This window comes from Sulfitobacter dubius, from assembly GCF_900113435.1.
In the GTDB taxonomy this organism is placed as follows: Bacteria; Pseudomonadota; Alphaproteobacteria; order Rhodobacterales; family Rhodobacteraceae; genus Sulfitobacter; species Sulfitobacter dubius.
Map to the genome: position 1 here is coordinate 352,316 of NZ_FOPG01000001.1, position 14,997 is coordinate 367,312.

Annotated in this window: 13 protein-coding genes; 7 read left to right on the plus strand and 6 right to left on the minus strand. The window is 60.3% G+C overall.

From position 1 onward, the window contains the following. Positions 1-164: 164 nt before the first annotated feature. Both BM229_RS01735 and BM229_RS01740 read right to left on the minus strand, forming a co-directional pair. Positions 165-464, minus strand: coding sequence for an FtsB family cell division protein (locus BM229_RS01735; protein WP_093925977.1), 300 nt, complete (start codon positions 462-464; stop codon positions 165-167). Positions 465-584: 120 nt separating this feature from the next. Next, positions 585-1,763, minus strand: coding sequence for a phosphoglycerate kinase (locus BM229_RS01740; protein ID WP_093925978.1), 1,179 nt, complete (start codon positions 1,761-1,763; stop codon positions 585-587). Positions 1,764-1,890: 127 nt separating this feature from the next. Here BM229_RS01740 and BM229_RS01745 point away from each other — a divergent pair, with 127 nt between their 5' ends. Beyond that, positions 1,891-2,397, plus strand: coding sequence for a peptidylprolyl isomerase (locus BM229_RS01745; RefSeq protein WP_093925979.1), 507 nt, complete (start codon positions 1,891-1,893; stop codon positions 2,395-2,397). Beyond that, on the plus strand, positions 2,390-2,944 hold the full coding sequence (locus BM229_RS01750; RefSeq protein WP_093925980.1) for a peptidylprolyl isomerase: 555 nt from the start codon (positions 2,390-2,392) through the stop codon (positions 2,942-2,944). Before BM229_RS01745 ends, BM229_RS01750 begins: the two co-directional genes overlap by 8 nt. 230 nt (positions 2,945-3,174) lie before the next feature. Here BM229_RS01750 and BM229_RS01755 read toward each other — a convergent pair whose 3' ends face one another. From BM229_RS01755 to BM229_RS01770, 4 genes are all read right to left on the minus strand, one after another. Further along, positions 3,175-3,675: a bactofilin family protein gene (locus BM229_RS01755; RefSeq protein ID WP_093925981.1), complete on the minus strand. Its 501-nt coding sequence runs from the start codon at positions 3,673-3,675 to the stop codon at positions 3,175-3,177. After that, positions 3,665-4,993, minus strand: a complete 1,329-nt coding sequence (locus BM229_RS01760) for a M23 family metallopeptidase (protein ID WP_093925982.1) — start codon at positions 4,991-4,993, stop codon at positions 3,665-3,667. Before BM229_RS01760 ends, BM229_RS01755 begins: the two co-directional genes overlap by 11 nt. 189 nt (positions 4,994-5,182) lie before the next feature. After that, on the minus strand, positions 5,183-6,007 hold the full coding sequence (locus BM229_RS01765; RefSeq protein ID WP_093925983.1) for a ferritin-like domain-containing protein: 825 nt from the start codon (positions 6,005-6,007) through the stop codon (positions 5,183-5,185). Beyond that, positions 6,004-6,477: a peroxiredoxin gene (locus tag BM229_RS01770; protein ID WP_093925984.1), complete on the minus strand. Its 474-nt coding sequence runs from the start codon at positions 6,475-6,477 to the stop codon at positions 6,004-6,006. The genes BM229_RS01765 and BM229_RS01770 overlap by 4 nt, the downstream gene beginning before the upstream one ends. 95 nt (positions 6,478-6,572) lie before the next feature. Between BM229_RS01770 and BM229_RS01775 the strand changes: the two genes are divergently transcribed. The 5 genes from BM229_RS01775 to lpdA all read left to right on the plus strand — a co-directional run bounded on the left by BM229_RS01775 (position 6,573) and on the right by lpdA (position 14,588). Then, positions 6,573-9,914: a YhdP family protein gene (locus BM229_RS01775; RefSeq protein ID WP_093925985.1), complete on the plus strand. Its 3,342-nt coding sequence runs from the start codon at positions 6,573-6,575 to the stop codon at positions 9,912-9,914. 43 nt (positions 9,915-9,957) lie between these two features. After that, positions 9,958-11,022, plus strand: a complete 1,065-nt coding sequence (gene queA, locus BM229_RS01780; RefSeq protein WP_093925986.1) for a tRNA preQ1(34) S-adenosylmethionine ribosyltransferase-isomerase QueA — start codon at positions 9,958-9,960, stop codon at positions 11,020-11,022. A 72-nt stretch (positions 11,023-11,094) separates the two neighbouring features. After that, positions 11,095-12,429, plus strand: a complete 1,335-nt coding sequence (locus BM229_RS01785) for an MFS transporter (protein ID WP_093925987.1) — start codon at positions 11,095-11,097, stop codon at positions 12,427-12,429. 65 nt (positions 12,430-12,494) lie between these two features. Beyond that, on the plus strand, positions 12,495-13,094 hold the full coding sequence (locus BM229_RS01790; protein ID WP_093925988.1) for a DUF924 family protein: 600 nt from the start codon (positions 12,495-12,497) through the stop codon (positions 13,092-13,094). Between the two features lie 99 nt (positions 13,095-13,193). Then, positions 13,194-14,588, plus strand: a complete 1,395-nt coding sequence (lpdA, locus tag BM229_RS01795) for a dihydrolipoyl dehydrogenase (RefSeq protein ID WP_093925989.1) — start codon at positions 13,194-13,196, stop codon at positions 14,586-14,588. Positions 14,589-14,997 lie beyond the last annotated feature (409 nt).

The following is a 14,997-nucleotide window of genomic DNA, read 5'->3' on the forward strand; positions in this document are numbered from 1 at the left end:
CTCTGGTCAGATGCCAAAAGTAGTTTAGCGTTAAACTATTCCCTAACGCATTCCTGAATGGATTGCGAGAGACTTTGTAAACTGGCGCACAGGCCAGTTCTGGCAAGCCAAAGTGGGCCAGAAGCGAGAATGAATTGCAACCCCATCGTGGGGGTAGGGAGCGTTTAGCGGATGACGATCTCGTCGGTGCGGACCATACCCAGAACCTTGCGGGCACGCTCGTCCAACAGATCAAGGTCAAGGTAATCGTCAGACAGGCGCTTGGTGAGGTTTTCCATCCGAGCCACCTCAGCCCGAACTTCTTCCAGCCGCGCGCCCAGCTTTTGGTTTTCGGCCACGATCTCGGTCCGGCGGAACAGGCCAAAATCACCCTGCACGGCGGCAAAGGTGAAATACAGGCTCAACGCGAAGGCAATCGCGAAGAACAGTAAGGTGCCGAATGCGGGGCGGGTGGTGCGCGTCATGTCTCTGCCTCTGTCGCCTCTTAACGGGCGTGAAACCTTTATGACACAGGCGATTCGCTCAGGGGAACCCCTCGCGCGCCTATGCCATAGGAATTTAACCAGTTTTTTGGCAGGCGTGACTTATCCGCCCAATGCCGCGACGCCGGGCAGGGTTTTGCCTTCCATCCATTCCAGGAACGCGCCCCCCGCAGTGGAGATATAGGTAAAGTCATCCGCCACACCCGCTTGGTTAAGTGCCGCAACCGTGTCACCACCACCCGCAACCGAGGTCAGCGTGCCATCGCGGGTTTGCTGGGCCGCCGCGCGGGCGGCAGCAACAGTGGCAGTGTCGAACGGCGGGATCTCAAAGGCCCCCATTGGCCCGTTCCAGATCAGCGTGCGCAGCCCGGCAAAAGCGGCCTCGACAAGGGCGACAGTATCGGGGCCCGCATCCAGCACCATTTGATCGGCGGCCAATTTCGCGTCGGGGCCCAATTGGGCCACCTCATGCGCGGCACCTTTGGCAAAGTCGCGCGCGACCAAACCGTCAACGGGCAAGATCACCCGGCAACCCGCCTTGTCCGCCTGCGCCATGATGTCTTTGGCGGTGCTGTAATAGTCAGGCTCTTCCAAGGATTTGCCCAAATCTGCGCCAAGTGCGGCGAGGAAGGTGTTCGCCATACCGCCGCCGATCACCAGCACATCCAATCGGTTCACGAGGTTTTCCAACAACGCGATCTTGGTCGAGACCTTGGCCCCGCCAACAACGGCACCCACCGGGCGCTCTGGCTTGGCCAAAGCCGCCTCTAGCGCCGAAAGTTCAGCTTGCATCAAACGGCCGGCGCAGGCGGGCAGCAGCCGCGCCAGCGCTTCCGTCGATGCATGGGCGCGGTGCGCAGCCGAGAAGGCGTCGTTGCAATAGACATCACCCAGATCAGCTAGGCGTTGGGCGAACTCTGCATCATTCGCTTCTTCACCTGGGTAGAACCGGATGTTTTCCATGAGTTGCAGATCATCCTGCGCCCCAGCTGCGGCCTCAAGCGACGGGACAAAGGCCACGTCACGACCCAAAGCGTTTTCCAGTGCGGGAAGGACCTGTTTTAGGCTCATCTCCTCGACAACCTTGCCCTTAGGTCGCCCGAAATGCGCCAGCAGTGTCACCTTGCCACCGCGCGAGAGAATGTCGTTCACTGTGGGCACGATCCGCTCAATCCGCGTGGCATCGGTCACGCGGCCATCCTCTACGGGTACGTTGATGTCGACCCGCAGCAGTACGCGCTTGGCGTTCAGGTCCATGTCGTCCAGTGATTTCCAGCCCATCGGTCTTCTCCCATTCCAATCTCTTGCGCTGTGTTTTGCTGTTATCGGGCCCCACGTCAATGCGCGGCTTGGCAATCGCCGCCAAGCTCCTTAGGTATTTGGCAAAGACAAACACAAGGAATGCCCTATGGCCGATATCAAAGACCCCGAAAACACCATCCTGATGGAGCTGAAAGACGGCACAGTGACAATCGAGCTGATGCCCGATCTGGCACCTAAGCACGTTGAGCGCATGAAGGAATTGGCCCGCGCTGGCAAATACGACAATGTCGCCTTCCACCGGGTGATCGAAGGGTTCATGGCCCAGACCGGCGACGTAGCCAACGGCAACATGGAAGACAACTTCAACCTCCGCGCGGCTGGCACCGGCGGCTCGGACCTGCCGAACCTGCCTGCGGAATTCTCCAAGGTGCCCCATGCCCGTGGCACTATTGGTGCGGCTCGTTCGGCCAACCCCGACAGCGCCAACAGCCAGTTCTTCATCAACTTTAAAGACAACGACTTCCTCAACGGTCAGTACACCGTCTACGGGCAAGTCATCTCGGGCATGGAGCATGTCGATGCGATCACCCGTGGCGAGCCGCCTGCGAACCCCGACCGCATGATCTCGGTCAAGGTGGCCGCAGATGCGTAAGATCGCAGGCACCAGCGCTGTACTGGCGATCCTTGGCACGGCGGCTGCGGCAACCGGGCTTGAGATCGAAGTCGCGGGTGAGTCCAATGGCACCGTCAAGATCGACCTGCTGGAAGATGTGGCACCTGCCCATGTCGCACAGATCACCGAGCTGGCCAAAGAAGGCGCTTATGACGGGGTGGTCTTTCACCGCGTGATCGATGGTTTCATGGCCCAGACCGGCGATGTGCAATTCGGCAAATCCGGCGGCGACACCGCGCGCGCTGGCATGGGCGGCTCTGACAAGCCCGACCTCAAGGCCGAGTTTTCGGACATAGCCTATGAGGCTGGCATCGTCGGCATGGCCCGCAGCCAAAGCCCGGACAGCGCCAACAGCCAGTTCTTCATCATGTTCGATGAGGCACCTTTCCTTGACGGTCAGTACACCGTCGTCGGCAAGGTCACCGAAGGGCAGGACGTGGTCGACGCCATCAAACGCGGCACCGGCCCGAACGGCGCCGTCGTGGGCACGCCGGACGTGATGCAGAAGGTCACGGTGACTGAGTAACGTCCCGACTAGCATCGCGTGGGGTGGGCTTGCTCACCCCGCGCACCGGCCAGCTCAGGCCGTGATGAAATGAGCGTTATCGCCAGTGGTCTGCCAGCAGCGCAGCGGGGTGCATATTCCAAGCTATTGATATTGGCGAAGCGGGCAGGGCGCAGCCTAGACCGTCCCCCCAAAAGCAAACAGGCGCCGCATTCCCTGCGACGCCTGCGAATGTTTAGCCTGCCGAAATCTTAGGACGCAGGGTTCGGCTTCTGCGCGGGTGCGGATTTCGCACCGGGGTTCAGCGGGTCATCCTGCCGCTGCACGGAACCTTCGAAATGCGCGCCGGATTCGATTGCGATGGTCTTGTGGATGATGTCACCCTCAACGCGGGCCGTGGATGTCAGGCGGACCTTAAGGCCGCGGACGCGGCCCACGATACGGCCATTAATCACCACATCGTCGGCAACCACTTCGCCTTTGATCGTCGCGGTCTCTCCGATGGTCAGCAGATGCGCGCGGATGTCGCCTTCTACAGTACCTTCGACCTGAATATCGCCGGTGGTTTTCATGTTGCCGGTCACATGCAGATCAGAGGACAGAACAGAGGCAGGCGGCTTTGCCTTGGGCGCGCTGGCCTTGAACTCGTTCTGCTTTGGCGCAGTGGGGGCCGGGGCATGACCGGAAGAGGCCGGCTTGTTGGCATCGGCATCACTGGGCGCGGGATCATTGATTTTGCTTTTAGAAAACATCGTTTGCAGCCTTGATATAGATCATGGGATTGACAGCTTTGCCACCTACGCGGACTTCATAATGGAGATGAACACCGGTGACCCGTCCTGAGGCACCCATATCACCGATATGCTGTCCGCGCGAGACTCTTTGACCAACTTTCACGCGAAGCTTGGACATATGCGCATAGCGCGTCTCGATGCCAAACTCGTGCTGGATCTTCACCAGACGACCATAGCCCGATGACCAGCCCGCGTGAATCACCACACCATCGGCGGTGGAATAGAGCGGCGTGCCCATGCCAGCGGCAAAGTCGACACCCTTGTGCATCCGGCGTCCACCCGTCTTGGGGTCGCGGCGATAGCCGAATTGGCTGGTGAAACGGAAAGCGTTTTTGACCGGGTTCGCAAAAGGCGCTTTTTCGGCGGCGATCCGGTAAAGGTTCAGCCGGTCCATCTGGTTTAGCAGACGGTTGGCGCGCAGCGTGTCTGGGCTTAATTCCTCACCACGGGTGGTGAAAGACAAAGGCGTCATCGGGCCACCTTGACCGGAATAGCCACGGCGCACAGTGGCAAGAATGCTGTCCGTGGGCATGCCCGCGCTGCGGAACATCTTATCAAGTGGAGCAACCGAAACGCTCATCGCTTCTTCAAGCTGGCGGAAAATGGCATCGTTCTGATCGCGCATGAGCGCAATTTCCTGCGCCATCTCATCGGCTTGCAGCAGGGCGTCTTGGGCATCAACGACAACCTTGTCCCGCTCAGCGGCAGTGCGCGCCAGCGCTTGGGCAAGGAAATCGGTCGGGGCTTGATCCGCGTCGGCGCGAACACTTCCTGCCTCACCATTCTCAAGACTGCCTTCCAGTTCGGCCAGTTTTAACCGGGCCTTCTGACGGTCTTTCATCGTGTCGCGCAGGGTGGACTGGATCACGTCGATCCCGGTCTCCAACTCACGGCGGCGGGTCTCGGACGACAACAGTTCGGACTGCATAACGGAAATCTGAGTCAGGGCGGCATTGAACCGATCCTGGGCGGCCAGTGCCTCCTCGGCGCGCAGATCACGCTGCGCGGAAAGCTCGTTTAGCCGGGCCTGATAGGTGCGCTGGTCGCGTTTGGCCTGCTCGCGAAAATTGCCCGAGCCGATGCTGTCCATCAGGATGATCGCTGTAGCGATGATGGCCCATGACACGAGAAAGGCAGAGCCTGCGAGCCCGATAATCTGGGTGCCGGGGCGGAGGCGGATGAAACGGGTGTCGCTGTCGGATTTCAGAAAGACGCGGCGTTCGGGAAAGTAATGCTCAAGCAGAGCATGCGTCTTGATGGCAATCCGTGTGCGCACGTTGTCGTCCTTTGTCCCGTCCCGTCGACGCGGAGGGCTCTCCCGGACCGCGCCCAACGTCAATAGCCAGTGGTTTCAAATGGGGCAACCCTGTTGCCCCAAGCCTGCGCGGCAATCCCCCATTCCCCTGTTTATTACGGCAAGCGATTGGCAAAAATCCGCCTATTCCAACCACTTGCTCAACTGGGCTTAGGTCTTTGTTGATGCACCATCAGCTGTGAGCGGCCAATAGAAGTCAGGAGGAATCCCCGCTTCGGCACGCTTTTCCTCGTTGAAGGGCGGCTTTAAATCGCCATGGAAATACTTGCGTACGAGGGCGTGAAAACGGTCTTTCGGGTCTTCATCATGACGCCCACAGAGAAAGTGAAACCACTTGCTGCCATAGGCCACATGGGCAACTTCTTCGGAATAGATCGTCTCAAGCGCGGCCACTGCGCTATCGGCTTTAGCATTGCGAAAAATCTTGATCATGCCCGGTGTCACATCAAGGCCGCGCGCCTCTAGCACCATCGGCACAACGGCAAGGCGGCCCATCAGATCATCCACGGTATCTTCGGCGGCGCGCCACATGCCCGCATGGGCGGGCATCGCGCCGTAATGGCTGCCCATTTCCTCAAGGCAGTCGCACATCAGGTTAAAGTGTTTGGATTCGTCATCCGCCGCTTTGACCCAATCGTCATAGAAGCCCAAAGGCAGCGGCACATGTGAGAAACGGGCGATCACGTCCCAATGAAGATCGACGGCGTTTAACTCGATATGTGCCACGGCATGCAATAGCGCCGCGCGGCCCTCGGGCGTGCCGGGACGGCGGCGGGGCACCTCGCGGGGGCTCAGCAATTCGGGCTTGGCGGGCCGGGCAGGGTGCAACGGCGGGTCGGCGCGTCCCACCTCGGGGCGTTCACCGGCCTCCCGGGCCGAGAGCCACTGCGCCGCGAATTTCCGAGACAGTGCCGTCTTCTCGCGCCCATCCGCCGTGCGCAGCACCGCCTCGGCCATTTCCGCGAGCGGCATCATGCGCCGCGCACCGCGTCGAGCACGGCATCCACATGGCCGGGCACCTTCACCTTGCGCCAGACCTGCGCGATCTTGCCATTTGCGTCGATCAGATAGGTCGCGCGTTCAATGCCCATGGATTTCTTGCCGTACATGTTCTTCTCGACCCAGACCTCATAGGCCTCGGTCACCGCGCCATCGGTGTCGGACAAAAGCGGCACCGTCAGCGCGTGTTTGGTGGCGAATTTGTCGTGTTTGTCCATGCTGTCGCGCGAGATGCCGAAGACCTGCACGCCTGCCTCGGCGAACTCGGGCAAACGTTCGGAAAAGCCGATCGATTCCTTGGTGCAGCCGGGCGTGTCATCGCGCGGGTAGAAGAACAGAACCACCGGCGCACCGCGTAAGGAAGAGAGCGTGATCTCGCCACCGCCGGTCACGGGAAGGGTGAAATCCGGGGCCGGTTGGCCGGGCTGCGGTCCGATCTGCGACATGGGGCGGTTCCTTTGGCTTGTGAAGGGTCGTTCAGGGCTGTCATACTGCATCTGATTTGACAACGTCAAAGCCGCCCCAGCCGAACCGGAGCCCGATGAGCGACCCATCCCCTTCCAGCCCGCCTGCGCCGACAGGCGAAGGGCCGACCCGCCGCAGGTCGCGCCGCCGTGCGGGGATCGCGTCGGTCGCGGTGCTGGTGCTACTCGCGGCGCTGGCGACGGGGGCGGCGATCTATTTCACCGGGCGTCCGATCCCTGCGCCGCTTTGGGTGCAAGAGCGGATCGAGGCGCGGATCGCGAGCGCCCTGCCACAGGCGCGGGTGGATTTTGGCGCGATGGAGTTTGTCGTCGACGAGGGCTGGCGGCCTCGTGTGCGCCTGCAAGACATCTTTGTCACCACCCCCGAAGGCGACGAGATCGTCAGCTTCAATGAGTTCAAGGCCAGCCTGTCGATGCGGTCATTGTTGCGCGGCGTGGCGCAACCGCGAGAAATCTCATTGTCAGGCGTTGTGGCCAATCTGCGCCGGGGCGCGGACGGACGGGTGAGCCTTTCCGCCGGGGCCGGGATCGCCCCGCCTGAACGCGAGGCCGCGACGTTGCCCCAGTTGATCGGCCAGATTGACGAGGTGCTGGCAGCGCCTGCGCTTTCCGCCCTGCGATCGGTCGAGTTGCGCGCCCTGACGCTGCGTTTTGAAGATGTCCGTGCTGGCCGAGCATGGACCGGTGATGGAGGGCGGCTGCGCCTGTCGCGTAGTGGTGATCAGCTTGATCTATCTGCCGACCTTGCAGTGCTAAGCGGGGGCGCCGGGGTGGCCACATTGACCGCCAATTACAGCAGCCAAATTGGCCAGAACGCCGCGACCTTTGGTGTGACCTTTGATGGGATCGACGCGCGTGATATCGCAGCCCAAGGCCCGGCGTTTTCGTGGCTTGAGGTGCTGCGCGCCAATATCTCCGGCGCGGTGCGCAGCGGGATCGACAGCGCGGGCAGTTTTACGCCGATCAACGCTTCGCTGCAAATCGGCAAGGGCGCGTTGCAGCCCAATCCCCAGACCACGCCAATCCCCTTTGACGGCGCGCGCAGCTACTTTAGCTATGATCCCGCACGCCAGCTTTTGCGTTTTGACGAGATGTCGCTCGACAGCCCGTGGGTTTCTGGCAGCATCACGGGCAGTTCGCAGTTGGGTGATGTCACGGGCGGTATTCCGGGGCGTATGGTGGGGCAGTTTACCCTGCGCGATCTGCGCGCCAATCCTGCCGAACTCTACCCCGAGCCTGTGGCGCTGGATCAGGCGGACATCGACTTCCAACTCAGCCTTGATCCTTTTCGTCTGAAGCTGGGACGGTTGGAGGTCAGCGATCAGGGCCGCAGCCTTCGCCTTGATGGCGAATTGCTGGCCGCGCCCGAGGGTTGGAAACTGTCGCTTGATGGTCGGATGGACCGGCTGAACCCAGAGCGGCTGCTGACCCTTTGGCCTGAAACGGTGAAACCCAAGACCCGCAAATGGCTGGATGAGAACCTGCATGGGGGGCGGATGCGCAACCTTGATTTGGCCCTGCGCATGGACCCAGATGCACCGCCGCAGACCTATGTGGCCTTTGACTATGCTGGGGCCGAGGTGCGTTTCCTCAAGACCTTGCCGCATATCACCGACGGCAGCGGGCATATGAGCTTGCTCAACAACCGTTTGGTTGTGACGGTGGACGCGGGCGAGGTGATCGCACCGCAGGGTGGGGCGGTGACGCTGGATGGATCGTCTTTCATTATCCCGGACGTGCGTGTGAAGGACGGCAGCCCATCGGTGATCCGCCTCAATACCCGGTCGACCCTGACCGCTGCGCTGTCGCTGCTGAACCAACCGCCGATGCAGGTGATGGATAAAGCAGGGCTGCCAGTGACACTTGCGGATGGTGAGGCGGTGCTGAATGGCACGCTGGCGCTGCCGCTGAAAAAGGGCGGCAAGCCCGAGGATGTGCGCTATCACTTTGCGGGGGAACTGCTGTCTTTGTCGACCGATACCTTGGTCAAGGATCGCAGCCTTCAGGCCAGCAAGCTGTCAATCAGCGCCAACAACGACCGTATCACCATCGGGGGCGCGGGCCGGATCGACGGGGTAGGCTTTGACGGGGAATGGTCGCAGGCCATTGGGCCGGGATCGGACGAAAGCAAGCTTACCGCGCAGGTGGCGCTGACCCCCACGGGGCTAGAGGCTTTTGGCATCGTCCTACCGCCCGGCAGCATTCGTGGCAGCGGCACGGGGCAAATCGCGGTGGATCTGAAAAAGGGCACAGCGCCGCGGTTCTCGCTGCAAAGCAATCTCGCGGGGGTGGGCATTTCTGTCCCGCAACTTTCATGGAGTAAAGCGCCGGGCACCAAGGGCGAATTGCGGCTGGCCGGACGGCTGGGAGAGACGCCCAACATCGACGCCTTTCAACTCACCGCACCGGGGCTGAGGCTTGCCGGATCGATAGACTTGAAACCCGGCGGTGCGCTTGACCGTGTGCGGATCGACCGCCTGCGGCGCGGCGACTGGCTTGATATCCCCGTGCAACTTATCGGGCGTGGCAAGGGCAATCCGGTGCAGGTGGTGCTGGGCGGCGGCACACTTGATATGCGACGCGCAGAGTTCGGGCCTTCCCAGGGGCAGGCCGGACCACCGATGCGCGTGGCGCTGGATCGGTTGCAGATCACCGATACAATTTCTCTCACCAACCTATCGGGCACATTCGACACTGCCGAGGGGATGGATGGGTCGTTCACTGCGCAGCTGAATGGCGGCACACCTGTGCAAGGCCGGGTGCTGCCCCAAGGCGGGCGCAGCGCGGTGCGCGTGGTCTCAGGCGATGCGGGCGGGATCTTGCGTTCGGCTGGGTTGGTCAAACAGGTGGTGGGCGGAAACCTATCGCTGACCCTGCTGCCGGTGGGATCGGGCGGGGCCTTTGATGGGCAACTCAGTGTAAGCGAGGTGGGCATACAAGACGCGCCGGGGATTGCCGCACTGGTTAATGCGATTTCGGTCGTGGGGCTGATCAACGAACTTAATGGCGATGGGATCTATTTCGATGACGTCGAAGCGAACTTTCGCCTGACCCCGAACCGCCTGACATTGATCGAAGCCAGCGCCGTAGGGGCGTCCTTGGGCTTGTCGATGGAAGGAGTCTATGCGCTCGACAGTGGGTTAATCGACATGCAGGGCGTGGTGTCCCCGGTCTATCTGGTGAACGGAATCGGGTCGTTGTTCACCCGCAAGGGCGAGGGGTTGATTGGTTTCAATTACAGCCTTAATGGCCCAGCGAAAGAGCCCAATGTCTCGGTCAATCCGCTGTCGGCCCTGACGCCCGGGATGTTCCGGGAGCTGTTCCGTAGCCCGCCACCTGCCGCGCCGCGTGTGCAGGGCCCAGCGAATCCGGTTGCCCGAGTGCCAGAGGACCGCTAAGCGCCGGGGCGACCCACGCCCGCCAGACCAGCAGGAATGCCGCATGAAACTTTCTGATTTCGATTTTGACCTGCCTGAGGAATTGATCGCCACGCGCCCCGCCAATCCGCGTTCTTCCGCGCGGCTATTGGTTGCGGATGGCGCTGTGCTGCATGACCGTCGCGTGACCGATTTGACCGACTGGCTGCGCCCCGGTGACCGTTTGGTGCTGAACGATACCCGCGTGATCCCTGCGCGGCTGAGCGGCGTTCGCCACCGTGCCTCGGCGCAGGGGGCCGTGCAGGCGAAGATCGAAGTTACGTTACTTGAACCGCGTGGTGACGGCACTTGGTCAGCGTTAATCAAGCCGCTGCGCAAACTGAAGATCGGGGAAGAGGTGATCTTCACCGACGCCCTACGCGCAAAATTGGAGGCGGTCGAAGACGGACAGGGGCATCTTCGTTTCAATTGCACGGGCGATGATTTTGATGCCGCGCTGAACGCCGCAGGTGCTATGCCGCTGCCGCCCTATATCGCCGCCAAACGTGCGGCTGATGCGCAAGACATGACTGATTATCAAACCGTCTTTGCCCGCCATGCAGGCGCGGTTGCGGCCCCGACGGCCTCGCTGCATTTCGACGAGGCGCTGCTGGCGGCGCTGGCGGCACAGGGCGTGGAGTTTAGCCACGTGACGCTTCATGTCGGCGCGGGCACCTTCCTGCCGGTCAAGGTTGACGACATTTCCGAACATAAGATGCACGCCGAATGGGGGCGGGTCAGCGCCAAGGCTGCCGAAGAGATCACAGCGACCCGCGTGGCTGGCGGGCGGGTGATCCCCGTGGGCACCACTGCTTTGCGCCTGATCGAGACTGCGGCGCGTGGCGGGCAGATAACCGCCTGGGAAGGCGACACCGATATTTTCATCACACCGGGGTTCGAATTCAATGTAACCGACGGGCTGATGACCAATTTTCACCTGCCCAAATCGACCCTCATGATGCTGGTCTCGGCCCTGATGGGCGTGCAGCAGGTCAAAGACATCTATGCCCATGCCATTGCCGAGAAATACCGTTTCTTTTCGTATGGCGACTCCTCCCTTCTGCTGCCGAAGGCGCAAAAACCCGCTTGAATGTCGCACTAGGGGGTGACTAGCCTGCGATTGCGGTCCATGGGAGGGTCTGGGCGAACAAGGAATTGACCGATGATTCAAGTGGTTTCAAGCGCATGGGCGCTCTTGCTGGGCATGTGCCTTTTGATGGTCGGCAACGGCATGCAGGGCACTTTGCTGGGCATTCGCGGCGGCATCGAAGGGTTTTCGACCTTTCAAATGTCGATCGTTATGTCCGCCTATTTTGTCGGTTTCCTTGGCGGTTCGCGAATGGCACCGGGAATGATCCGGCGGGTTGGTCACGTTCGAGTCTTTGCCGCGCTTGCCTCGCTGATTTCTGCCGTGATGATCATTTACCCCACGTTCCCCAATATCATCGTCTGGTCGGTCGGTCGCGTGCTGATCGGGTTCTGCTTTTCCGCTGTCTATGTCACGGCGGAAAGCTGGCTGAATAACGCCGCCACCAATGAAAACCGGGGGCAGGCGCTGTCGGCCTATATGATCGTGCAAACACTCGGCATCGTCATCGCTCAAGCGTTGTTGCTGACTGCTGACCCCTCGGGCTTTGTGCTTTTTGTCATTCCATCCGTCTTGGTGAGCATAGCGGTGACGCCAATCCTATTGTCGATCAGCCCCACGCCGCCCTTTGGCACCACCAAACCGATGAGCCTTCGCACACTGATGGAGACTTCTCCGCTCGGTTGCGTCGGCATGTTTCTCTTGGGCGGGGTCTTCTCAGCCCAATTCGGCATGGCGGCTGTTTATGGGGCCGAAGCGGGGCTGAGCGTTGCGCAGATCTCACTTTTTGTCGCGGCCTTCTTTGTCGGTTCCGTGATCTTGCAATATCCCATTGGCTGGATCTCGGACCGAATGGACCGACGCAGCTTGATCGTCATCACGGCGCTGATCGGGGGCGGGGGCTCTATCGTTGGGATGATGCTGGGGCATATCTTTCCGATCCTGCTTGCGACAGCCTTTGTCGTCGGCGGCATGTCGAATCCGCTGTATTCCCTAATCATGGCCCATACCAATGACTTTCTAGACCACGAGGACATGCCCGCAGCTTCGGGCGGGATGTTGTTTATCAACGGCTTAGGGGCTGTATTGGGTCCGGTTATAACAGGTTGGATGATGGGCACCGCGCTTGGGCCGGGGGGGTTCTACTTGTTTACGGCAGTGCTTTTCGTGGCTCTGGCTGGCTATGCCTCCTACCGTAAGACGCAGCGTGCCGCGATTCCGGTCGACGAGACGGGCAACTACGTGCCGATCTACCCCTCGGCCACTGCCGTGGCCGTGGAGATCGCGCAGGAATATATCATTGAAACAGAACAGGAAGCCGCCGAAGAGGCGGCCCAAGAAAACGCCGAAGCAGATAAAAACGCCTCTGATAGCGATAACGATGTCGCGGATGACATAAAACGTGACTAGGCTTTTGCGGTAAGACGTTCTTAACTTTAATGAATCGCCCAAATTGCGGCAAAGGAGTGTGCGGGATGACTGGCACAAATACAGGACCCGAAGACGTACTGAAATTCTGGTTGGAAGACATCGGTCCGGCCGGATGGTACAACAGTTCTGAAGATTTGGATGCCGATATCCTTGCCCGCTTTGAAGAGCTTTGGAATGACGCGCAGGCCGGAAGGCTGAGCCATTGGCTGACCAATCCCACCGATGCGCTCGCTTTTTTGATCCTTACAGACCAATTTCCGCGCAACATGTTCCGCGATACGGGCAAGGCGTTTTCAAGCGACCGGGTCGCGCTGGCCGCCGCGAAAAGCGCGATTGAAAAGGGTTGGGATATGCGCATTGAAGCGCCCGAGCGGCAGTTCTTCTATCTGCCGCTGATGCACTCCGAAAACCTTTGTGATCAGGATCGCTGTGTGCGCTTGATGTGTGAGCGGATGCCGGAAAGCCGCGACAGCAACCTGTTGCATGCCCGCGCGCATCGCGAAGTGATCCGCCAGTTTGGCCGTTTTCCCTATCGCAACGCAGCTCTCTCGCGCAGCTTCACCGCGCAGGAAACCTCTTACCTCAAAGAGGGTGGCTACGGCCGTACCGTCAAGCAACTTCGTGAAAGCCGCCAAGCGGCCTGAGCCATTGCTCGGGCAGGGTGCAACACGCGTGGTTGTGGCGATTGCAAATATGGTTTAGCGGTAAACTATATTTGCAAACCCTAACGCGAGGTCCGTGCCATGGCTGCCAAATCCTTTGATCTGATCGTGATCGGTGCGGGGCCGGGCGGCTATGTCGCCGCCATCCGTGGCGCACAGCTTGGCCTTAAGGTCGCGGTTGTTGAGCGGGAAAATCTGGGCGGTATCTGTCTCAATTGGGGCTGCATCCCGACCAAGGCGCTGCTGCGCTCTGCCGAAGTGTTCCATCTGATGCACCGCGCCAAGGATTTTGGCCTGGCGGCGGATAAGATAGACTATGATCTCGCTGCCGTGGTCAAACGTTCGCGCGGCGTTGCCAAACAGATGGAAAGCGGCGTCAAACACCTGCTGAAGAAGAACAAGGTCGAGGTCTTCATGGGCGAAGCCTCGATCCCCGCGAAGGGGAAGGTTTCCGTCAAAACCGAAAAGGGCAGCGAAGATCTGACGGCCGAGAACATCGTTCTGGCCACCGGCGCACGTGCCCGGGAGCTGCCGGGGCTTGAGGCCGACGGCAAGCGGGTCTGGACTTACCGCCACGCCCTACAGCCTGCCCATGACCCCAAAAAGCTTTTGGTGATCGGCTCTGGCGCCATCGGCATTGAATTTGCTAGCTTCTACAACACGCTCGGCGCCGATACGACTGTGGTCGAAGTTATGGATCGCGTTCTGCCTGTAGAAGATGAAGAAATCTCTAAATTCGCCAAGAAGGCCTTTGAGAAGCAGGGCATGACCATCATGCAAAAGGCCACGGTCAAAAAGCTCGACCGTTCCGCCGAGAAGGTCACCGCCCATATCGAACGCGACGGCAAAGTCGAAAAGCTGGAGTTCGACACCGTGATCTCTGCGGTCGGAATCGTCGGCAATACCGAAGGGCTGGGGCTTGAAGAGCTCGGCGTCAAAGTGGACCGGACCCATGTGGTGACAGACGAATACTGCCGTACCGGCGTCGACGGGCTCTTTGCCATCGGTGACATCGCCGGTGCCCCATGGTTGGCGCATAAGGCAAGCCACGAGGGTGTTATGGTGGCTGAACTGATCGCCGGCCAGAAGCCGCACCCGGTCAAACCCGAAAGCATTGCGGGCTGCACCTATTGCCACCCGCAGGTCGCCTCAGTCGGCCTGACCGAGGCCAAGGCCAAAGAGCAAGGCTATGACATCAAAGTCGGACGATTCCCCTTTATCGGCAACGGCAAGGCCGTGGCGTTGGGTGAGCCTGAAGGGATGGTAAAGACCATTTTTGACGCCAAAACAGGCGAGCTTCTGGGTGCGCATATGGTTGGGGCTGAGGTGACAGAGTTGATCCAAGGCTATGTCGTGGGCCGTCAGTTAGAGACGACGGAGGAAGACCTGATGAACACTGTCTTCCCGCATCCGACACTGAGCGAGATGATGCATGAATCCGTGCTCGATGCTTTCGACCGCGTGATTCATATGTAAATTCAGCGGAGCAGGCTGCGCGAAATGCACCTGCTCCGATGCCGGCACGCTGGGCGCTATCTCATAGGATGGTCAGGCCCAAGATGCCGTCCTGCACCTCAGTATCCGTCGGGCGATCAGCGGACGTGCCCACACAGCCGTATCGGCAAATTTCGCTTGCTTGCCCCCGATCAAATCGTCAACCAGCTCTGTGAGTACTTACAGACCGCGACCAACTATGCGGCGCGAACCCTCCGCCCCGACCGGATTTCCTCTATCATCAAGCCATAGTTTCTTTTCTCCCGCCTTCCCAAAGCGCCTCCTTTTTGCGGAAAAACCTGAAATAGACCGGTTAATTCAGTTCAACGCCGAGCACGACTGTCGCCCAACCACTCGGTTACAGTGCGACTCAAAACCGGACTTGCTGCCG

Excerpts from the sequence above, each read along its gene's own strand:
- BM229_RS01735 (WP_093925977.1), bottom strand. The coding sequence starts at position 464 with ATGACGCGCACCACCCGCCCCGCATTCGGCACCTTACTGTTCTTCGCG.
- BM229_RS01740 (WP_093925978.1), bottom strand. The coding sequence starts at position 1,763 with ATGGGCTGGAAATCACTGGACGACATGGACCTGAACGCCAAGCGCGTA.
- BM229_RS01745 (WP_093925979.1), top strand. The coding sequence starts at position 1,891 with ATGGCCGATATCAAAGACCCCGAAAACACCATCCTGATGGAGCTGAAA.
- BM229_RS01750 (WP_093925980.1), top strand. The coding sequence starts at position 2,390 with ATGCGTAAGATCGCAGGCACCAGCGCTGTACTGGCGATCCTTGGCACG.
- BM229_RS01755 (WP_093925981.1), bottom strand. The coding sequence starts at position 3,675 with ATGTTTTCTAAAAGCAAAATCAATGATCCCGCGCCCAGTGATGCCGAT.
- BM229_RS01765 (WP_093925983.1), bottom strand. The coding sequence starts at position 6,007 with ATGATGCCGCTCGCGGAAATGGCCGAGGCGGTGCTGCGCACGGCGGAT.
- BM229_RS01770 (WP_093925984.1), bottom strand. The coding sequence starts at position 6,477 with ATGTCGCAGATCGGACCGCAGCCCGGCCAACCGGCCCCGGATTTCACC.
- BM229_RS01775 (WP_093925985.1), top strand. The coding sequence starts at position 6,573 with ATGAGCGACCCATCCCCTTCCAGCCCGCCTGCGCCGACAGGCGAAGGG.
- queA (WP_093925986.1), top strand. The coding sequence starts at position 9,958 with ATGAAACTTTCTGATTTCGATTTTGACCTGCCTGAGGAATTGATCGCC.
- BM229_RS01785 (WP_093925987.1), top strand. The coding sequence starts at position 11,095 with ATGATTCAAGTGGTTTCAAGCGCATGGGCGCTCTTGCTGGGCATGTGC.
- BM229_RS01790 (WP_093925988.1), top strand. The coding sequence starts at position 12,495 with ATGACTGGCACAAATACAGGACCCGAAGACGTACTGAAATTCTGGTTG.
- lpdA (WP_093925989.1), top strand. The coding sequence starts at position 13,194 with ATGGCTGCCAAATCCTTTGATCTGATCGTGATCGGTGCGGGGCCGGGC.